This is a genomic window from Streptomyces sp. NPDC004561 (genome assembly GCF_053602155.1).
This window is the reverse complement of record NZ_JBSGDB010000147.1, coordinates 1-19,025: the sequence shown is the minus strand read 5'-3', so window position 1 is coordinate 19,025 and position 19,025 is coordinate 1. Positions and strand designations below refer to the sequence as shown.

General features: G+C 71.2%; 17 protein-coding genes, 1 tRNA gene and 1 pseudogene. 12 read left to right on the top strand and 7 right to left on the bottom strand.

Annotated features, from left to right (window positions below; all coding sequences use genetic code 11):
• Both ACWEN3_RS20535 and ACWEN3_RS20530 read right to left on the bottom strand, forming a co-directional pair.
• A pseudogene (locus tag ACWEN3_RS20535) lies at positions 1–1,793 on the bottom strand (SUKH-4 family immunity protein); the annotation flags it as partial.
• Between the two features lie 10 nt (positions 1,794–1,803).
• Positions 1,804–2,814, bottom strand: coding sequence for an SMI1/KNR4 family protein (locus ACWEN3_RS20530; RefSeq protein ID WP_452972782.1), 1,011 nt, complete (start codon positions 2,812–2,814; stop codon positions 1,804–1,806).
• A gap of 285 nt (positions 2,815–3,099) precedes the next feature.
• On the opposite strand from ACWEN3_RS20530, the gene ACWEN3_RS20525 reads away from it, so the two are divergent.
• Together ACWEN3_RS20525 and ACWEN3_RS20520 are read left to right on the top strand one after the other, a co-directional pair.
• Positions 3,100–3,615 (top strand): YwqJ-related putative deaminase, encoded by a 516-nt coding sequence (locus tag ACWEN3_RS20525; RefSeq protein WP_452972780.1) that lies wholly within the window; start codon positions 3,100–3,102, stop codon positions 3,613–3,615.
• A gap of 52 nt (positions 3,616–3,667) precedes the next feature.
• A complete protein-coding gene (locus ACWEN3_RS20520; RefSeq protein WP_452972777.1) occupies positions 3,668–4,162 on the top strand; it encodes an SUKH-3 domain-containing protein in 495 nt (164 codons plus the stop codon).
• 274 nt (positions 4,163–4,436) lie between these two features.
• Here ACWEN3_RS20520 and ACWEN3_RS20515 read toward each other — a convergent pair whose 3' ends face one another.
• Entirely contained in the window at positions 4,437–5,750 is a 1,314-nt protein-coding gene (locus ACWEN3_RS20515; RefSeq protein WP_452972775.1) for a sensor histidine kinase, read from the bottom strand.
• Between the two features lie 166 nt (positions 5,751–5,916).
• Here ACWEN3_RS20515 and ACWEN3_RS20510 point away from each other — a divergent pair, with 166 nt between their 5' ends.
• The 7 genes from ACWEN3_RS20510 to ACWEN3_RS20480 all read left to right on the top strand — a co-directional run bounded on the left by ACWEN3_RS20510 (position 5,917) and on the right by ACWEN3_RS20480 (position 11,630).
• On the top strand, positions 5,917–6,789 hold the full coding sequence (locus ACWEN3_RS20510) for a hypothetical protein (RefSeq protein ID WP_452972772.1): 873 nt from the start codon (positions 5,917–5,919) through the stop codon (positions 6,787–6,789).
• A 6-nt stretch (positions 6,790–6,795) separates the two neighbouring features.
• Positions 6,796–6,866 (top strand) — tRNA-Gln (locus tag ACWEN3_RS20505).
• Between the two features lie 120 nt (positions 6,867–6,986).
• On the top strand, positions 6,987–8,435 hold the full coding sequence (gene glmU / locus ACWEN3_RS20500; RefSeq protein ID WP_452972769.1) for a bifunctional UDP-N-acetylglucosamine diphosphorylase/glucosamine-1-phosphate N-acetyltransferase GlmU: 1,449 nt from the start codon (positions 6,987–6,989) through the stop codon (positions 8,433–8,435).
• A gap of 153 nt (positions 8,436–8,588) precedes the next feature.
• On the top strand, positions 8,589–9,569 hold the full coding sequence (locus ACWEN3_RS20495) for a ribose-phosphate diphosphokinase (RefSeq protein WP_452972766.1): 981 nt from the start codon (positions 8,589–8,591) through the stop codon (positions 9,567–9,569).
• 199 nt (positions 9,570–9,768) lie between these two features.
• A complete protein-coding gene (locus ACWEN3_RS20490; protein ID WP_452972763.1) occupies positions 9,769–10,365 on the top strand; it encodes a 50S ribosomal protein L25/general stress protein Ctc in 597 nt (198 codons plus the stop codon).
• Positions 10,366–10,440: 75 nt separating this feature from the next.
• The gene (gene pth, locus ACWEN3_RS20485) at positions 10,441–11,043 is read left to right on the top strand and encodes an aminoacyl-tRNA hydrolase (protein ID WP_452972760.1); all 603 of its coding nucleotides are present in this window, start codon (positions 10,441–10,443) and stop codon (positions 11,041–11,043) included.
• An 80-nt stretch (positions 11,044–11,123) separates the two neighbouring features.
• On the top strand, positions 11,124–11,630 hold the full coding sequence (locus tag ACWEN3_RS20480) for a hypothetical protein (protein WP_452972757.1): 507 nt from the start codon (positions 11,124–11,126) through the stop codon (positions 11,628–11,630).
• Positions 11,631–11,699: 69 nt separating this feature from the next.
• On the opposite strand, the gene ppc is transcribed toward ACWEN3_RS20480, so the two are convergent.
• Entirely contained in the window at positions 11,700–14,432 is a 2,733-nt protein-coding gene (ppc, locus tag ACWEN3_RS20475; RefSeq protein ID WP_452972755.1) for a phosphoenolpyruvate carboxylase, read from the bottom strand.
• 303 nt (positions 14,433–14,735) lie between these two features.
• On the opposite strand from ppc, the gene ACWEN3_RS20470 reads away from it, so the two are divergent.
• Both ACWEN3_RS20470 and ACWEN3_RS20465 read left to right on the top strand, forming a co-directional pair.
• On the top strand, positions 14,736–15,743 hold the full coding sequence (locus ACWEN3_RS20470; protein ID WP_452972752.1) for an acyl-CoA desaturase: 1,008 nt from the start codon (positions 14,736–14,738) through the stop codon (positions 15,741–15,743).
• Entirely contained in the window at positions 15,740–16,417 is a 678-nt protein-coding gene (locus tag ACWEN3_RS20465) for a TetR/AcrR family transcriptional regulator (RefSeq protein ID WP_452972749.1), read from the top strand. The genes ACWEN3_RS20470 and ACWEN3_RS20465 overlap by 4 nt, the downstream gene beginning before the upstream one ends.
• Positions 16,418–16,552: 135 nt before the next feature.
• Here ACWEN3_RS20465 and ACWEN3_RS20460 read toward each other — a convergent pair whose 3' ends face one another.
• Both ACWEN3_RS20460 and ACWEN3_RS20455 read right to left on the bottom strand, forming a co-directional pair.
• A complete protein-coding gene (locus ACWEN3_RS20460) occupies positions 16,553–16,912 on the bottom strand; it encodes a VOC family protein (protein ID WP_452972747.1) in 360 nt (119 codons plus the stop codon).
• 2 nt (positions 16,913–16,914) lie between these two features.
• Entirely contained in the window at positions 16,915–17,733 is an 819-nt protein-coding gene (locus tag ACWEN3_RS20455; protein ID WP_452972744.1) for a trans-aconitate 2-methyltransferase, read from the bottom strand.
• Positions 17,734–17,822: 89 nt separating this feature from the next.
• On the opposite strand from ACWEN3_RS20455, the gene tamR reads away from it, so the two are divergent.
• Complete coding sequence (tamR, locus tag ACWEN3_RS20450) at positions 17,823–18,320, top strand: MarR family transcriptional regulator TamR (protein ID WP_452972741.1); 498 nt, start codon at positions 17,823–17,825, stop codon at positions 18,318–18,320.
• On the opposite strand, the gene ACWEN3_RS20445 is transcribed toward tamR, so the two are convergent.
• Entirely contained in the window at positions 18,279–19,022 is a 744-nt protein-coding gene (locus ACWEN3_RS20445; protein WP_452972784.1) for a helix-turn-helix transcriptional regulator, read from the bottom strand. The genes tamR and ACWEN3_RS20445 overlap by 42 nt on opposite strands.
• Between the last annotated feature and the right edge of the window lie 3 nt (positions 19,023–19,025).

The window sequence follows — 19,025 nt, the reverse complement described above, 5'->3', positions numbered from 1 at the left end:
GCGCCGGGGCCGACGGGGGGCTGGGGCGCACCGGGGGGCATGCCCGGGGCGTGCGGCGGCTGCGGCGCGCCGGGGGCGGGAGGCATACCCGGGGCGCCCGGGGCCCCGGGGGCGCCGGGCGGATTCGGCATACCCGGAGCCTGCGGGGGCTGCATCTGGCTGGGATCGGCCAGCATCGTGGCCGCGTGGTGCACGTCACCCGGAGGCGCGGGCGGGCTGGGCGGGCTGGGAACGCCCGGCGGCTGGGCGCCGTCCGCGCCCCCGGGACCGGCCGGAGCACCCGGCATACCCGGAGCGCCCGGTCCCTCGGGCCCGAGCGCCGACACGAGCTGCGTCGGCACATACGCTCCCGCGGGCGCACCCGGCGCGGGCGGCGTCGGCGCACCACCCGGACGCGCGCCCGGCGCACCAGGGGCACCCGGCGGCGGAGGCGGCGCTCCCACGCCAGCGCGCCCCTTCCTCGGCGGCGGCGCCGCCTTGCTCGTGGCGGCGTCCGCGATGTCCCCGGCGTTCGGCGCGAGCCGCCGCCCGGGAGCCCCCTGCGGCGCGTTCGTGGCGTCGCCCGGTCCCTGCGGATAGCCGTACCCCGGACCACCCGGCACGGCACCGGGCCCCTGCGGGACGCCGTACGCCGAGGCACCGGGCGCCGGCGGCGGAGCACTGCCCGGCGGAACACCCGGCACACCAGGCGCAGGAGGAGGCGTCCCCGGACCACCCGGACCCTGCGGATACCCGTACGTCGAACCACCCGGACCCGGCGGCGGAGTACCGCCCGGCGGAACACCCGGCACACCAGGACCCTGCGCATGGCCGTACGCCGAAGCCCCGGGGGGCGGCGGCGGAGTGCTGCCCGGCGCGGCCGGAGTTCCGGGCGCTGCCAGGTGGGGCGCGCCCGGCGGGAGCGTGCCGGGGGCCGCCGGTGCCTGCGGATGGCCGTAAGGCTGAGCACCGGGCGGCGGCGGGGGCGCGCTGCCCTGCGGAGCACCCGGCACACCCGGCGCGCCAGGACCGGCGTACCCCTCGGACATACCCGGCGCGTCGAGCGCCGGCGTGACCGCCGTGGGCGGAAGCTGACTGCCCCCCGCCATCAACGCCGTCTTCGCGTCCGGCGCCGCCACCGGCGGCCGCGGCACATCCGCGCCGGAGTCACCGAGCGGCGGCGCGAACACCGTCGCCGGCAACGGCACGGAACGGTCGTCCTCACCGGAACCCGCGTTCGTGTCCGTACCCGCCCAGGGCGTGGAGCCGGGAGGCACGTCCACCGGAGCGGCCGCCCCGGGCCCACCCCCGGACGCCCCCGCCGGCACCCCGGCCTGCGTCTGCGCAAGACCGGGCCCGGAGGACGCCACACCCCCGGCGGCGGCAGCGGCCGCGTCGCCCGAAGCCGGACCCGCCTGCCCCTCCGGCCGCCGCTCCCCGATCCCCAGCTTGTCCGCCGCCTCCTGCAACCACTCCGGAGGAGACAGCAGGAACGACGTCTGGTTCAGATCCATACGGGCGGCAGGCGCCGGAACCGCGTCCTCGGGCTCCGCCGCACGGCCGTACTCCTCCTCGTACCGGCGGATCACCTCACCCACCGGCAGCGCGGGCCACAGCGTCGCCTCCCCGCTGTCCCGGGCGATGACCAGCCGCTGCCCGCCCGCATCCGACCGCGGCCCCTCCGCCCGGTCCTCGCCCCACACCACGAACCCCAGCTCGAACTCCCGCACCCGCACCTCACGATGCTGGTACGCGGGCACGTCACCGTTGATCCACTCCTCGGCGCGCTCCTGCGCCTGCGCGTAGGTCACCATCGCTCGCAGCTCACTCCCCCACCGGGCCGGAAGACGCCGAGCCGGAAGACACCGGGACGACACGGGCGAAACCGCCGTCCACCATCAGATTCGCCACCGTCTCCAACTCCGGCGGACTACCGGCCAGCCGGGACAGAAAAGCGTCGAAGTCCTCACCGCACGGCAGCAGCAGACGCTCCACCCGCTCCGCCGGCGGCCACGACGGATCCGCATCCCGCACATCGTCGTACGCGCAGAACCACACGGAACCCAGCCGCTCGCCCTTCACCTTCACCGCGAGCAACCCGCCCTGCACGAAGGCGACACAGAGGTAATCCTTCGTCAGATGGTCGCGCAGGCACTTGTTCACGTACACCAGGTCATTGACCGCCGCCTCGTCCCGCACCGTGAAGAACGGCTGGTCCAGCAGCAGCCCCAGCTCGGCGACCAGCGCCGTGCCCACCGAGGCACAACCGCCCGCCGCCTTCAGGAACGAGCGATACGCACCCGGCAGCCGGTACCCGAGATCCTCTTCAACACCCTGCACCTGGGCCTCGGTCACCGCCACACCCGACTTCGGCAGCCCGAAGTGCGCGGGCCGCGTCTCCTGCAACGGCCGCGTACCGCGCTTCGCATGGTCCACCGGCGCCGTCGCCACCCCACCGTGGTGCCGCAACAACGCCTTCACCTCGACCGGAACCAGCTCCAGCCGCCGCGAACCCGCCACGTGATGCCACGTCCAGCCGTGCGGCGTCGCCACATCCGGCACCGTGTCCCACAACTCGTGCCCCGCCGCAGCCAACGCCGCGTTCGCCGACACGTAGTCCGTCAGCCGCAACTCGTCGACGCCGAAGCCCTCCGGCGGCTCGGCGATCTCCACCGCCACACGCGCGTACGGCGAGAAGTCCGGGTAACCACGGTCATCGATCCGTACCCCTCTCGGGTGACGTGCCGCCCGAACCGGATCCGGGAAGTGCACGACCTGCCCGGAATAGGCCGCGTTCGGCGGCGCGGCTTGCTGCCCGAGCCGACCTGTCGTCATGGCGGTTGCCCCCTGCGGCGTCATCTCTGGCCTGAACGGCGGTGTCGATCGCGGATGCCGACAGCCTATGCGGTACCCGAACCCCGGTCACCGGCCCACCACATCCCGACGGCCACCCACCACTCGCCCCGCACCGCCCCCACCCCCACCTCCGTGACCAGCCGTCACCCCACCGTGACGACCCGACCCCGCACGGGCGTGTCGCACCGCCCCAGCTTCCGCACCGGCCATGGCATTTGGCACCCTGTGTCCTTCGGGGGGATGCCCGTGGAGGGGAGAACGATCATGAACGCCTTGCGAACCGGAGGTACCGACGTGCGGGCCGGCGACCCTCGCGTCGACTGGAGCGGCACCGACGCACCCCCCGCCCCCACCCTCCGCCAGCGCCGCGACGGCATCCTGCCCACCGTCGCCGCCGCCCTCTCCGTCCACGGCACCACCCTCACCGGCACCGCCGCCCGCGGCGAGGAACCCCCGTCCCTGCACCCCCTCGTCCAGGACTTCCTCGACTCCCTCACCAGCGCCCAGCGCGACCGCTTCACCGGCCGCTGCGCCGAGACCATCCTCATCTCCCGGCACATCGCCGCCGCCGACGCCACCCGCAGCAGACGCGCCGCCCGCAAGCCCATGACCAACGGCGAGGCCCGCAAAGCCCTCAAGCACGCCAAGCTCACCGCCCGCCGCATACGCGAGGACGGCGACCCCCTCCACGGCAGCTTCGCCACCCCCTGCCGCGCCTGCACCGCCCTCACCGCCCACTTCGGCGTCCGCATCGTCGACCCCACGGCAACCGACGGCTGAAAGCCACCGTCAACCCCAGTACCACCCCGCGAGTACGACGATCGAAGGGCAGATGCACCCCGACCGCACCTCCACCACGCGCTTCCCCGTACCCGTCGACGCCGCACTGCGCGCCGCCGGCTGGCAACCCGGACGCTGGGACATAAAGCAGGCCGAGATCTGGGCCGACACCCTGCGCGAGCACACCTCGCCCGCCGGACACCGGCACACCGTCTTCCCGGCCGCCGTCGAGGCCTGGGCGGAATTCGGCGGCCTCCGCGTCACCCCCAACGGACCCGGCCGCCAGATCGCCCCCGCCACCCTCCACCTCGACCCCCTGCACGGTCTCCACCTCGCCCGCACCCTCGGCGACCTCGGCCGCGCCCTCGGCACCGAACTCTGCCCCCTCGGCGCGGAGACCGACACCGCCGCCGCCCTCGCCATCGACAGCGAAGGCCGCGTCTACACCCTCGACCACACCGGCGACTGGTACGCGGGCCCCGACATCGACCACGCCCTGTCCACCCTCATCACCGGCATCGAACCGGTACGCCTGACCGCCGGCTGACCCCGCGCACACCTCACCGCCGACTGAACCCCGGCGCACCCCCCACCACCCGCCAGAACCCGGCACACCCCACCACCGGCCGATCCCCGACACGCCCCACCACCGGCCAAGACAGCCGCTCACACCACCGACCGGGACACGCCGCGCCCCACCACCGGCCAAGACAGCCGCTCACACCACCGACCGGGACACGCCGCGCCCCACCACCGGCCAGAACCCGGCACACCCCACCACCGGACCGAGGCCCATCTCGCGCCCCAGCCAGGACAGCGGCTCACACCGCCGGAATCACCGCCGACACCCGGAAACCCCCCGCATCCGTCGGCCCCGACACGAACACCCCGCCCAGCGCGGCGACCCGCTCCCGCATCCCCACCAGACCGTTGCCACCCGACGGCAGCCCCGCCGCCGACGCCGACGCCAACTCCGGAGGCGGCTCGTTCTCCACCTGCATCGCGATCTCCGACACCCGGTGCGCGAGCCGCACATGCGTCTTCGCACCCGCCGCATGCTTGTGGACGTTCGTCAGCGCCTCCTGCACCACCCGGTACGCCGTCTGCTCCACCTCCGCCGCATACGCCCGCACCTCCCCCTCCACCGACAGATCCACCACCATCCCCGCCGCCGCCGACTGCCCGATCAACTCGTCCAGCGCCGACAGATGCGGCCCCTCCACCACGCCCTCCGCCTCGGCCATCCGGGAAGCCGCCGCAGCGGCCGCCTGCCCCACCGACACCAACGGCAACGCGGCGGCACGCCGGCCCGCACCCTCCCCCGCCCGCAGCACCCCGAGCATCTCCCGCAACTCCGTCAGCGCCTGCCGGCCCATGTCCCCCACCAGAGCCGCGTTCCGCACCGCCTTCTCAGGATCCTTCCGCGCCACCGCCTGCAGCGCGGCCGCATGCACCACCATCAGACTCACCCGATGCGCGACCACGTCGTGCATCTCCCGCGCGATCCGCGTCCGCTCCTCGTTGCGCGCCCACTCGGCCCGCTCCTCCGCCCGCTCCGCGAGCAGCTGAAGCTCCCGCTCCAGACTGTCCGCCCGCTCCCGCAGGCTCTCCATCAACCGCCGCCGCGCCCCCACGTACAACCCCAGCAGCACCGGCGGAGCCGTCAGCCCCAACGCCGTCGCCACCGCGGCGAACGGCACGAACCAGTCGCCGAGCGTCAGATCACCCCGCGCCATGTCCTGCCGGACCCGCACGAACGTCACGACCGCCGTACCCAGCAGCGACATCCCGGCCAGCGCCCCGATGACCCGCCGCGGCAGCTCGCACGCCGCCAGCGTGTACAGGCCGACGATCCCCATCAGGAAACCCATCTGGGCCGGCGTGATCGCGATCCCCACCAGCACCACGGCGATCGGCCACTTCCGCCGCACCAGGAGCACCGAGCCGGCGATCAGCCCGAACACGATCCCCACCGACAGCGGGATCCCCGCGTCCCGGGCGAAACCGATCCCCTCGGCGCCGCACTCCACGGCGGACACCAGCGCGAGACTCGCGTCGAGCGCCGCGCTGCGCCACCTCGCCCACCACCAGGGGCCGGTCAGCGCCCTGGCATGGTCTTCCCCCGTCGTGGTCATGCGTCCAGCCTACGGGCGACGGGTGGGGCTTTTCCGGTGACTTTCGCCTACCTCCACACACCACACCCCGTAACCGAACGACCTCGAAACCCACCGGTATCCCTCGAACTGCCGAACCCTTCACGTTCGACCGCGGAACCCCACATTCCGCCCGGACGGTATGCGTATGACACATGCACTCGGCAAATACGCCGACTTCGAGCGCTTACGCGAGCAGGCGATCGCCCTCCGGCGGGCGGGCCTGAGCCGACGGCAGATCCGTGACCGTCTGCACGTCGACAACGACGACCTCCTCAACCGCCTCCTGGAGGGCGAGCCGCCACCTGAGTGGACGAGGCGCCCGAACGCCAAGGACGACCTGCGGGAGAGGGCGAGGGAGCTGCGGCTCCAGGGCTGGACGTACGACCGGATTCAAATCGAGCTGGGCTGCTCGAAGAGTTCGATCTCGTTGTGGGTGCGGGATCTGCCGAGGCCGGAGCGGCGCGACCCCACCGAGCAGGCGAAGCTGGCGGCCCGGAAGCGCTGGGAGCACGAGCTCGCGGCCAGGGACGAGAAGCGCCGGAAGACCAAGGCCGCCGCCACCGACGAGATCGGCGCGATGACCGCCCGCGAGCTGTTCATGACCGGCGTCGCCCTCTACTGGGCCGAGGGAACCAAGGACAAGCCGTATGCCCGCCGGGAGTACGTCCAGTTCGTCAACAGCGACCCGGACGTGATCCGGATCTACCTCGCCTGGTTGGACATGCTCGGCGTAGAACGAACGCGCCTCCGATGCCGCGTCATGATCCACGCCACGGTCGACATCGAGGGCGCCGAACGCCACTGGGCCGACCTCGTGGGCATTGACGCCTCCGCGTTGCAGCGAACGACCATCAAGAAGCACAACCCGAAGACCGTCCGCAAAAACGTGGGTGAAAACTATCGGGGGTGCCTCGTGATCGGCGTCCTGGAGGGAGCGGAGCTGTACCGTCGCATCGAAGGCTGGTGGTACGGCATAGTAGGGGCTGTCGCCGCAGCCGATCTTCCGAATCGGACATAGCGGCAATCCCGGGTCGTCTAAGGGCAAGACGTCAGATTTTGGTTCTGATCATGGGGGTTCGAGTCCTCCCCCGGGAGCACATGCCCAGTTCGGGTTCTGACCGGTAAATCCACCGTCAGGGCCCGCACTCATACCCCCCAAACCTCCCCCCGGTATCCTGCGGCTGTCCCACCCATTCAGAGCCGAAGGGCAACCCCGTGAGTGCCATCCGCCCGGCAGCCGTCGTCGTTCTCGCAGCGGGTGAGGGCACCCGTATGAAGTCGGCCACACCCAAGGTGCTGCATCAGATCTGCGGCCGTTCCCTCGTGGGCCATGTGCTGGCCGCCTCCCGCGAGTTGAAGCCCGAGAACCTGGTCGTCGTGGTCGGCCACGCCCGCGAGCAGGTCACCGCGCACCTGACCGAGATCGACCCGGCGGTGCGGACCGCGGTGCAGGCGGAGCAGAACGGCACCGGGCACGCCGTGCGGATGGGCCTCGAGGAGCTGGGCGGGGCCGTCGAGGGGACCGTCGTGGTCGTGTGCGGGGACACTCCCCTGCTCACCGCCGACACCCTGCGGCAGCTCGCCGGGACGCATCACACGGACGGCAACGCCGTGACCGTGCTGACCGCTGAGGTGCCGGACGCGACCGGTTACGGCCGGATCGTGCGGGACGAGGAGACGGGTGCCGTGACGGCGATCGTCGAGCACAAGGACGCGAGCGACGACCAGCGGGCGATCCGGGAGATCAACAGCGGGGTGTTCGCGTTCGACGGGCGGCTGCTCGCGGACGCGCTGACGAAGGTGCGGAAGAACAACAGCCAGGGCGAGGAGTACCTCACCGACGTGCTGGGGATCCTGCGCGAGGCCGGGCACCGGGTCGGGGCGTCGGTGGCCGCCGACCACCGGGAGATCGCCGGGATCAACAACCGCGTGCAGCTGGCGGAGGCGCGCCGGATCCTGAACGACCGGCTGCTGACCCGGGCCATGCTGGACGGGGTCACGGTCGTGGACCCGGCGACGACCTGGGTTGATGTGACGGTGACGTTCGAGCGGGACGCGGTCGTGCATCCGGGTACGCAGCTCACCGGTTCGACGCAGCTGGGCGAGGGCGCCGAGGTGGGGCCGAACAGCCGGCTGCACGACACGAAGGTGGGCGCCGGGGCGCGGGTGGACAACACCGTGTCGGACGGGGCGCGGATCGGTCCGCAGGCGTCGGTGGGGCCGTACGCGTATCTGCGGCCGGGTACGCGGCTCGGGGTGAAGTCGAAGATCGGTACGTATGTCGAGACGAAGAACTCGTCGATCGGTGAGGGGACGAAGGTTCCGCATCTGTCGTACGTGGGTGACGCGACGATCGGTGATTTCTCGAACATCGGTGCGGCGAGTGTGTTCGTGAACTACGACGGTGAGAACAAGCACCACACGACGGTCGGGTCGCACTGCAAGACGGGTTCGGACAACATGTTTGTGGCGCCTGTCACGGTCGGGGACGGTGCGTACACCGCTGCCGGGTCTGTGATCACGAAGGATGTGCCGCCGGGTTCGCTGGCCGTGGCCCGCGGTCAGCAGCGGAATATCGAGGGCTGGGTGGCGCGGAAGCGGCCGGGGAGTGCGGCGGCGAAGGCCGCCGAGGCGGTGTCCCGGCAGGGCGAGAGCGAGGGCTGAGGGGAAACGGGTGCGCCAAACACGGCGTACCGTGATAAGTGCACATCCGCACGCGTGCACCCGCATCCCTACCAGCTGATACGGCCTCTCATGCCCAGCCGAGAGGTCGCCGAGCAGCCGGCTGGCTGAGACAACCTCTGAGGAGACAGTGCTGTGACCGGGATCAAGACGACCGGCGAGAAGAAGTTGATGTTCTTCTCCGGCCGCGCCCACCCCGAGCTTGCCGAGGAGGTCGCCCAGCAGCTGGGTGTCGGGGTCGTCCCGACGAAGGCCTTCGACTTCGCGAACGGTGAGATCTATGTCCGTTACCAGGAGTCGGCTCGTGGTGCGGACTGCTTCCTGATCCAGAGCCACACGGCTCCGATCAACAAGTGGATCATGGAGCAGCTGATCATGATCGACGCGCTGAAGCGTGCGTCGGCCCGCTCCATCACGGTGATTGTGCCGTTCTACGGTTACGCGCGGCAGGACAAGAAGCACCGGGGTCGTGAACCGATTTCGGCGCGTCTGATCGCGGATCTGATGAAGACGGCGGGTGCTGACCGGATTCTGACGATGGATCTTCACACGGATCAGATCCAGGGCTTCTTCGACGGTCCGGTGGACCACCTGTTCGCGCTGCCGCTGCTGGCGGACTACGTGGGCCAGAAGGTGGACCGGGACAAGCTGACGGTGGTGTCGCCGGACGCGGGCCGGGTGCGGGTGGCGGACCGTTGGTGCGACCGGCTCGGTGCGCCGCTGGCGATCGTGCACAAGCGGCGTGACAAGGACGTGGCGAACCAGGTGACCGTCCACGAGGTCGTGGGTGAGGTCAAGGGCCGCGTGTGTGTGCTCGTGGACGACATGATCGACACGGGTGGCACGATCTGTGCGGCGGCGGACGCGTTGTTCGCGCACGGCGCGGAGGACGTGATCGTGACGGCGACGCACGGTGTGCTGTCGGGTCCGGCCGCGGACCGGCTGAAGAACTCGCGGGTGAGTGAGTTCGTGTTCACGAACACGCTGCCGACGCCGGCGGAGCTGGGCCGGGATCTGGACAAGATCACGGTGCTGTCGATCGCTCCGACGATCGCGAGTGCGGTGCGTGAGGTGTTCGAGGACGGGTCGGTGACCAGTCTCTTCGACGAGCAGTGAGGTTTTTGCAACCCCGCCGCGCGAGATAGCCGAAGATCCTTTTGAGTACGGCCTCCCGATCCGAGTAGACTGCTCCAGTTGCTCGGCGAGGGAGGCCGTACTCGTGTGTACGGCGGTCCGTTATCGACGCGCTCTTCGTAGCAGGCCGTTCGTGGCCGGGTGACCCCGTCCGTTCGCTTTCCTACGAGGAGTGATCCATATGTCCGAGGTGAAGCTCACCGCCGCGACCCGCAGCGAGTTCGGCAAGGGTGCCGCCCGTCGCATCCGCCGCGAGAACAAGGTCCCGGGTGTCCTGTACGGCCACGGTTCCGACCCGCTGCACCTGACCCTGCCGGGCCACGAGCTGCTGATGGCGCTGCGTACGCCGAACGTCCTGATCTCCCTGGACATCGACGGCAAGTCCAACGAGCTGGCGATCCCGAAGTCCGTGCAGCGTGACCCGATCAAGGGCTTCCTGGAGCACGTCGACCTGCTGCTGGTCAAGCGCGGCGAGAAGGTCACGGTCGAGATCCCGGTGCACGCCGAGGGCGAGCTGGCCCCGGGCGGCAACCTGCTGGAGCACGTGCTGAACGCGCTGCCGGTCGAGGCCGAGGCCACGCACATCCCCGAGGGCGTCACGGTCTCCGTCGAGGGCCTGGAGGCCGGCGCCTCCATCCTCGCCAAGGACATCAAGCTCCCCAGCGGCGTGACCCTGGCCGTCGAGGAGGACGCCGTCGTCCTTCAGGTCCTGGCCGCGCAGGTCGAGGAGACCGAGGGCGAAGAGGCCGCCGAGGGCGAAGAGGTCGCCGAGGTCTGATCCTCGCCGTCGTCATCATCTGTTCAGCCGCTGTCTCCCTCGCGGGAGGCGGCGGCTGGCGCGTATCAAGGAGACATGGACGTGACCACCCCCGCCAGTGGCCCCTGGCTGATCGTCGGGCTCGGCAATCCCGGGCCGGAGTACGCCATGAACCGGCACAACGTCGGTTTCATGGTGGTGGACCTGCTCGCGGAGCGGATCGGGGGGAAGTTCAAGCGGGCGGGCAAGGCGCAGGCGCAGGTGCTGGAGGGCCGGATCGGCCCGGTGGGGCCGGCCAACCGCCGGGTGATCCTGGCCAAGCCGATGTCGTACATGAACCTGTCCGGCGGTCCGGTGAACGCGCTCAGGGACTTCTACAAGGTGCCGGTGGCGAACATCGTCGCGGTCCATGACGAGCTGGACATCGACTACGGCACGCTGCGGCTGAAGCTGGGCGGCGGGGACAACGGGCACAACGGCCTGAAGTCGATGACGAAGGCGATGGGCGCGGACTACCACCGGGTGCGGTTCGGGATCGGGCGGCCGCCGGGGCGGATGCAGGTCGCGGACTTCGTGCTGAAGGACTTCTCGTCGGCGGAGCGCAAGGAGCTGGACTACTTCGTGGACCGGGGTGCGGACGCGGTGGAGTGTCTGGTGACCGAGGGGCTGGAGCGGGCGCAGAGCGCGTACAACTCGTGAGCGTGCGGGGGCGTCGCACAACTCCTGACTTGTCCGTCCTTGGGGACCGGGCGAGTTGACCGGTCGTGGGGGAATGGCCAATGATCCCGGCCATGCCTGCCTCCGCCAGCACTGCTCGCCAGGCGTCCGTGTCCGCGTTGCGGTTCGGGCGGGTCTCGGCGACGGGTGCGATCGCCCTGCTGATCCTTTTCGCGGGGGTGTGGGGTTCCTGGGGGACCGCGCAGCACGTGATGCTGACCAAGGGGCGGGAGCGGGGCACGGTCAGGGTGACGGCCTGTGCCGGGAACATGTGCAGCGGGCCGTTCACGCCGGCGTCGGCGGGGTCGCGGGCCCGCGACCGTGTGGAGATCGAGAAGTCGGTCGCGGTGCGGCGGGGGCAGACGTACGACGTCGTGCTGAAGCCGGGTACCGGGGACGCGGTGCGGTCCGGGCCGGCGGGGGTCCTGTACGCCTGGGTGCCGTTGGGCGGGGCGTTGCTGCTGGCGTCGGTGGTGGTCGCGGGCGGGATGCGGCTGGCGCGGGCGGCGTGGGTGCTGGGGCTCGCGGGTGTGGGTCTGCTGACGGCGGCGTTCCTGGTCGTGCAGTGAGCTGATGCGGACATGGGGGTGCCCCCGGGGTCGTACGACCTCGGGGGCACCGTTGTGTCGGGGCGGGGGTCAGCCGGTGTTGCGCAGTCCGGCTGCCACGCCGTTGACGGTGAGGAGCAGGGCGCGGGAGAGCAGCGGGTCGGGGGTGGCGCCGGCGGCGGCCTCGTCGCGCTGGCGCTTGAGCAGGGTGACCTGGAGGTAGGAGATGGGGTCCAGGTAGGCGTCGCGGATGCTGAAGGTCTGCTTGAGGGCGGGCTGGGCGTCGAGGAGTTCCTGTTCGCCGGTGACCCGCAGGACCTCGCGGACGGTCAGCTCGTGTTCGGCCCTGATGGTGTCGAAGACGTGCTTGAGCTCGTCGGGGACGAGGGTGTCGACGTAGTGCTGGGCGATGCGCAGGTCGGTCTTGGCGAGGGTCATCTCGACGTTGGAGATGAAGTTGCGGAAGAAGTGCCACTGTTCGTGCATCTCGCCGAGCACGGTGTCCAGGCCGGTCTCCCGCAGCGCCTTGAGGCCGGAGCCGACGCCGAACCAGCCGGGCACGATCTGCCGGGACTGGGTCCAGCCGAACACCCACGGGATGGCGCGCAGTCCGTCGAGCGAGACGCCCGAGCCGGGGCGGCGGGAGGGCCGCGAGCCCAGGTGCAGCTCGGCGAGCTGGTCGACGGGCGTGGAGGCGAGGAAGTACGTCGGCAGGTCGGGGTCCTCGACGAGCCGGCGGTAGGCGGCGTGGGCGGCGTCGGAGACGACGTCCATGGCCGCGTCCCAGCGGGCGAGGGCCTCGTCGGACTGGCGGGGGGCGGTGTGCAGGGCCGAGGCCTGGAGGGTGGCCGCGACGGTCAGTTCCAGGTTCTCCCGGGCGAGGGACGGGATGAGGTACTTGTCGGAGATGACCTCGCCCTGCTCGGTGACCTTGATCTCGCCCTCCAGGGTGCCCCAGGGCTGGGCGAGGATGGCGTCGTGGGAGGGGCCGCCGCCGCGGCCGACGGTGCCGCCGCGGCCGTGGAAGAGGCGCAGGCGGACGCCGTAGCGGTGGGCGACGTCGCGCAGCCGGCGCTGGGCGCGGTGGATCTCCCACTGGCTGGTGGTGATGCCGCCGAACTTGGAGGAGTCGGAGTAGCCGAGCATGACCTCCTGGACGTCGCCGCGCAGCGCGACCAGGCGCCGGTAGGACGGGTCGGAGAGCATGTCCTCGAGGATGGTGTCGGCGGCGCGCAGTTCGTCGGTGGTCTCCAGGAGGGGGACGATGCCGATCTGCGCCCAGCCGGCGTGCAGGTCGAGGAGGCCGGCCTCGCGGGCGAGGACGGCGGCGGCGAAGACGTCGTCGGCGCCCTGGCACATGGAGATGATGTAGGACTCGATGACCTCGGGGCCGAAGACCGCGAGGGCCTTCTTGACGGTCTCGAAGACGCCGAGGGTCTTGGCACCGGCCTCGTCGACGGGGGCGGGGGTGGGCGCGAGCGGCCTTCTGGAGCGCAGTTCCTTGGCGAGGAGCTTGGTGCGGTACTCGCGGGGCATGTCGGCGTAGCGCCAGGACTCCTCGCCGAGGCGGTCGAAGAGCTGGCCGAGGGCGTGGTGGTGGGCGTCCGCGTGTTCGCGGACGTCCATGGTGGCGAGCTGGAGGCCGAAGGCGGCGAGGGTGCGGATGGTGCGGCTGAGGCGGCCGTCGGCGAAGAGGCCGCCGCGGTGCGCGCGCAGGGAGGTCTGGATGAGCCTGAGGTCGTCGAGCAGTTCGCCGGTGCCGAGGTAGTCGCGGCCGGGCTCGTGGAGGGTGCCCTTGGCGAGGCGCTGCTTGGTGTTCTCCAGCTTCTGCCGGATGCAGGTGGCCTTGAGGCGGTAGGGCTCCTCGGCGTTGAGGCGCTTGTAGCGGGGGCTGATCTCGGGCAGCTGGTCGAGGTCGGCCTTGAGGGATTCGAGCAGGGTCTCGGTGGCGCCGGCGTAGCGGATGGAGTTGGAGAGCAGGCCGCGCAGTTCGTCGATCGTCTCCAGGGCGTCGTTGATGCCGTGTTCGTGCTGGAGGATGAGGACGTCCCAGGTGACCTGGGGGGTGACGTTGGGGTTGCCGTCGCGGTCGCCGCCGATCCAGGTGCCGAAGGTGAGGGGGCGGGTGTCGTCGGGGAGCTTGACGCCGACGCGCTCCAGTTCGGCGGTGAGGTCCTCGAGGACGTCGCCGACGGCATCGGCGTGGAGTTCGTCGAGGTAGTAGATGGCGTTGCGGGCCTCGTCGGCGGGTTCGGGGCGGACGACGCGCAGTTCGTCGGTCTGCCAGACGAGGTCGATGTTCTCGGCGAGGCGGACGTCGTGGCGGCGGCGGTCGGTCTCGAGGACGGGGGTGTCCAGGAGCGCGGCGATGCGCCGGAGCTTGTTGAGGACGGACCGGCGCGCGGCCTCGGTGGGGTGCGCGGTGAAGACCGGGCGGACGTTGAGGTGGTGGACGGTCTGCCTGAGGTGCTCGGGGTCGGCGTCCTTGAGGCGGTCGGCCGTGCGGGCGAGGAGGCCGCCCTCGGCGGCGCGCCTGGCGCGCAGTTCGCGGCCGCGGTGCACCTGTTCGGTGACGTTGGCCAGGTGGAAGTAGGTGGAGAAGGCGCGGACCAGCTTGGCCGCGGTCTCCAGTTCGGTGCCGCGCAGCAGTTCGGCGGCGGCCTCGCCGTCCTCGCGGGTGAGGCGGCGGACCTTTTCGACCAGGTCGAGGAGTTCGGTGCCTTCCTGCCGTACGAGGGTCTCGCCCAGGAGATCACCCAGGCGGCGGATGTCGGCGCGCAGCTCGCTGCCGGTCGTGGTGGTCTGGTCGTCGGCACTGCTCACAGGTGCGGCTCCTTGCAGTGTTGAAGCTCGTCTGGGAGGGAACCCGTCCGTCTGCCACGCGGCGGGGGGCCGCATACGGGCCGGAGCGTCCGGGAAGGAAACTTCAGCGGACCGCGCTGTCCGACCGACTCCAAGGATAGGTGTCCATGCGGAGGCGCAGGCTCTGGGGCTCTTGCCGCCGCGCGACACGCTGCCATACTTACGACGCCGTAGGTTACGGAACCGTAGGGAAGTACCGTCGAGTCCCGTCGGTCCCGGCGGCCCGGCACCTGCCTCGACCCTCGACCCTCACAGGGGACGCGCATGACCTCAAGTTCCGATGTGATCGCAGACGCCCATCAGGCCACCGCCGCTCCTGCTCCCTCCGCCACGCTCGGCGGTGAGCAGAAGCGTTCGATCGAGCAGATCACGCTGCTGCTCTTCATCACCGTGCCGTTCCTGGCGCTGGTGGCGGCGGTGCCGCTGGCCTGGGGCTGGGGGGTCAGCTGGCTCGACCTGGGCCTGCTGGTGTTCTTCTACTTCCTCGGCTGCCACGGCATCACGATCGGTTTCCACCGGTACTTCACCCATGGCTCGTTCAAGGCGAAGCGGCCCCTGCGGATCGCGCTGGCGATCATGGGTTCGCTGGCGGTCGAGGGTCCCCTCGTGCGCTGGGTGGCCGATCACCGCAGGCATCACAAGTTCTCCGACGCGGAGGGCGATCCGCACTCTCCGTGGCGGTTCGGCGAGACGGTTCCGGCGCTGATGAAGGGCCTGTGGTGGGCTCACATCGCCTGGATGTTCGATGAGGAGCAGACCCCGCAGGAGAAGTACGCGCCGGATCTGATCAAGGACCCGGCGATCCGTGCGATCTCCCGGCAGTTCGTGCTGTGGACGGCGGCCTCGCTGCTGCTGCCTCCGCTGATCGGCGGTCTGGTGACGATGTCCTGGTGGGGCGCGGTGACGGCGTTCTTCTGGGGATCACTCGTACGAGTGGCGTTGCTGCACCATGTGACGTGGTCGATCAACTCGATCTGTCACGCGGTGGGCAAGCGGCCGTTCAAGTCGCGGGACCGTTCGGGCAACGTGTGGTGGCTGGCGGTGCTGTCCTGCGGTGAGTCGTGGCACAACCTGCACCACGCCGATCCGACCTCGGCGCGGCACGGGGTGATGCGCGGCCAGATCGACTCCTCGGCGCGGTTCATCCGGATCTTCGAGCTGCTCGGCTGGGCGTACGACGTGCGCTGGCCGTCACGCTCGCGTATCGATTCGCGCCGGAACGGCGTGGAAGGCGGCTCCCGGCACGGGAAGGAGACCGCCGAGGCGGCATGATTGACGCCGTGGCGACCGATTCCAGCAGCAATCCCGGAAATGACAAGCAGCGGCGGACTCGCCGGACCCGTATGACCGGTGCCGAGCGCCGCCAGCAGCTGCTGGAGATCGGTCGCACTCTCTTCGCGGCGAAGGGTTTCGAGGGCACGTCGGTGGAGGAGATCGCGGCGAAGGCCGGGGTGTCCAAGCCGGTGGTGTACGAGCACTTCGGCGGCAAGGAGGGCCTGTACGCGGTGGTGGTCGACCGGGAGATGCGGCGCCTGCTGGACATGGTGACCAGCTCGCTGACGGCCGGCCATCCCCGTGAACTGTGCGAGCAGGCCGCGTTCGCGCTGCTGGACTACATCGAGGAGTGCACGGACGGTTTCCGCATCCTGGTCCGTGACTCGCCCATCCCGCAGTCCACGGGTTCCTTCGCGTCACTGATCTCCGACATCGCGACCCAGGTGGAGGACATCCTGGGCCGCGAGTTCAAGTCCCGTGGCTTCGACCCGAAGCTGGCTCCGCTGTACGCCCAGGCGCTGGTCGGCATGGTCGCGCTGACGGGCCAGTGGTGGCTGGACGTGCGCCGCCCGAAGAAGGCCGAGGTGGCGGCGCATCTGGTGAACCTGGCGTGGCACGGCCTGGACGGGCTGGAGCCGAAGCCGCGGCTGATCGGACACCGCAAGGCGTAGCCGCGCCCCCGGCGGGTGCGGGAGCCGGCGCTCGTACGACCGTGCGATGGTCCGGCGGCGCGGGCTGGGCCGGGCGCTGTCCCCGCTGGTCCCGCTCGCGTTCGCGGTGGGTTTCGCCCGGTGGACGGTGCTCGGCTACCGGGGCTGGAGGAACTCCAGGCGGTTGCCGACGGGATCCTCCGAGTAGAAGCGCAGATGGCCGGGGAGGTTGTCGTCCCAGGTCACCTTCGCGCCCTTCGCGGTGAGCCGGGCCGCGTACGCCTCGATGTCCCGGACCCTGAGCCCCGGGTGGGCCTTCCTCGCGGGGCGGAAGTCGTGCTCGACGCCGAGGTGGAGCTGCACGGAGCCCGCCTCGAACCAGCAGCCGCCGCGGGCCGCGAGCACCGGCGGCTTGGGGATCTCCGTCATGCCGAGGACGCCGGTGTAGTACGAGCGCAGTGCGTCCTCCGATCCGGGCGGGGCGGCGAGCTGGACGTGATCGACGGCGACCAGCACGCTCACCCCTCCTTGACGGCCACGGCGAACAGCCGGCGGAAGGGCATGACGGTGCCGTAGCCGGCTGTCGGGTACGCCTCGCGCAGCAGGTCCCGGTACTCGGTGAGGAAGGCGTCCCGGGCCTCGGGATCGTCGGCCAGCGCGGTCAGGGCGGGCCGCAGGCCGGTCCCCTTCACCCAGTCCAGGACCGGGTCCTGGCCCTGCAGGACGTGGAAGTACGTGGTCTGCCAGACGTCGGTGGCGCAGCCGAGGCGGGCGAGGCGGTCCAGGTAGGTACCGGGGGTGTGCACGGAGTCGGTGCGGCGCAGGAGGTCGGCGAGGCGGGACTTCCAGCGGGGGGTGGCGGCCAGTTCGCGCATGAGGGCGTGCAGCGGGGCGTCGACGTTGTCCGGGACCTGGAAGGCGAGGGTGCCGCCGGGCTTGAGGGCGGCGATCCAGTCGGCGAAGCGGTCGATGTGGCCCGGCACCCACTGGAGCGTGGCGTTGCTGACGATCAGGTCGTGCGGTTCCTGCGGGGTCCAGGCGCGCGCGTCGGCGGGGGCGAAGTCCAGGCGGCCGCCGTCGGCCGTCGGGCCCGCGTGGTCGACGTGGGCCTTGTCGAGCATCTGGGGCGAGTTGTCGTAGCCGGTGATCTGGGCGGTGGGCCAGCGCTCGGCGAGCAGGACGGTGACGTTGCCCGGGCCGCAGCCGAGGTCGGCGATGCGGGGGCGGTCGTCCTGTGCGGGCAGGTCCGGGACGCGGGCGAGGAGGTCGGTGAAGGGGCGGGCGCGGTGGCCGGCGTGACGCAGGTACTGAGCGGGGTCCCAGGCGGTGTTCGTCATGTCCTCCACTTTCCCCACCCGATTATCTCGATGTCAAGAGACTTGATGTCAAGAGACTTCATGTCGACACAACCACTACACTGATCTCCATGGAGGACGAGGTCGATCGGCTGGTCGCAGCGTGGCGCCGGGAGCGTCCGGACCTCGATGTGGAGCCGCTGGAAGTGCTCAGCCGGGTGAGCCGGCTCGCCCGGCACCTGGACCGCGCACGCCGGCTCGCGTTCGCCGAGCACCAGCTGGAACCCTGGGAGTTCGACGTGCTGACCGCGCTGCGGCGCGCGGGCACGCCGTACCAGCTCTCCCCCGGGCAGCTGCTGACGCAGACCCTGGTCACGTCGGGCACGATGACCAACCGGATCGACCGGCTCGCGAAGAAGGGCCTGGTGGAGCGGTTGCCCGACCCGAGCGACCGGCGGGGCGTGCTGGTCCGGCTGACCGGCACCGGCCAGGACCGGGCCGACCAGGCGCTCGCGGGCCTGCTGGCGCAGGAGCGGGCGATCCTCGGCGAGCTGTCCCGGGCGCAGCGCGCGGAACTCGCCGGGCTGCTACGCCAGTTGACCGCCCCGTTCGACAACATCCCCGGTTAGGTCCACCGGGCCCACCCCGGCCCGCCGGGCGAGCGCGACGGCGGCCAGGGTCGAGTGGACGCCCAGCTTGCCGAGGACGTTCTGCATATGGGTGCGGACGGTGTGCGGGGACAGGTACAGCCGTTCGGCCACGGCCTTGCGGCCGAGGCCCGCGACCATGCACCTGAGCACCTCGCGCTCCCTCGGCGTGAGGGACTCCACCAGCCGCTCGCTCTCGGTGCGGTGCTTGCGGGCGGCCGTCAGCTCTTTGAGGACGCCGGTGAGCAGCGCGGGCGGGAGGTGCGTCTCGTCGCGCAGCACGCCGCGTATCACGGTCAGCAGCCGGGACAGGGAGCAGTCCTTGGCGACCCAGCCGGAGGCACCGGCCCCCAGCGCGAGGGCGGCACGGCGCGGGTCGTCCTTCTCGGCGAGGACGACGGTCCGTACGGCGGGCTGCGCGGACCGGACGCCCGCGACCAGCGAGATCCCGTCGACCAGTCCGTCCTCGTCGCCCTCCTGCACGGGCACGGCCGGGCGCACGCCGGGCAGGCTGCCGCCCAGGTCGGCGTCGACGAGGAGGACGTCGTAGCGGCGGCCCTCGGCGGCCGCCCGCTCCAGGCAGCGCAGCGCGGCCGGGCCGCTATCGCGGCTTTGCGCTTGGGCATTCGCTTGTGACTCAACTTCTCGACCTCCTGGTGACGGGGGTCTGCCGCTCATGGGCAGTTC

Coding starts and splice junctions, on each gene's coding strand:
- ACWEN3_RS20530 (WP_452972782.1), bottom strand. CDS start 2,814: ATGACGACAGGTCGGCTCGGGCAGCAAGCCGCGCCGCCGAACGCGGCC.
- ACWEN3_RS20525 (WP_452972780.1), top strand. CDS start 3,100: ATGAACGCCTTGCGAACCGGAGGTACCGACGTGCGGGCCGGCGACCCT.
- ACWEN3_RS20520 (WP_452972777.1), top strand. CDS start 3,668: ATGCACCCCGACCGCACCTCCACCACGCGCTTCCCCGTACCCGTCGAC.
- ACWEN3_RS20515 (WP_452972775.1), bottom strand. CDS start 5,750: ATGACCACGACGGGGGAAGACCATGCCAGGGCGCTGACCGGCCCCTGG.
- ACWEN3_RS20510 (WP_452972772.1), top strand. CDS start 5,917: ATGACACATGCACTCGGCAAATACGCCGACTTCGAGCGCTTACGCGAG.
- ACWEN3_RS20490 (WP_452972763.1), top strand. CDS start 9,769: ATGTCCGAGGTGAAGCTCACCGCCGCGACCCGCAGCGAGTTCGGCAAG.
- pth (WP_452972760.1), top strand. CDS start 10,441: ATGGACGTGACCACCCCCGCCAGTGGCCCCTGGCTGATCGTCGGGCTC.
- ACWEN3_RS20480 (WP_452972757.1), top strand. CDS start 11,124: ATGATCCCGGCCATGCCTGCCTCCGCCAGCACTGCTCGCCAGGCGTCC.
- ACWEN3_RS20470 (WP_452972752.1), top strand. CDS start 14,736: ATGACCTCAAGTTCCGATGTGATCGCAGACGCCCATCAGGCCACCGCC.
- ACWEN3_RS20465 (WP_452972749.1), top strand. CDS start 15,740: ATGATTGACGCCGTGGCGACCGATTCCAGCAGCAATCCCGGAAATGAC.
- ACWEN3_RS20455 (WP_452972744.1), bottom strand. CDS start 17,733: ATGACGAACACCGCCTGGGACCCCGCTCAGTACCTGCGTCACGCCGGC.
- tamR (WP_452972741.1), top strand. CDS start 17,823: ATGGAGGACGAGGTCGATCGGCTGGTCGCAGCGTGGCGCCGGGAGCGT.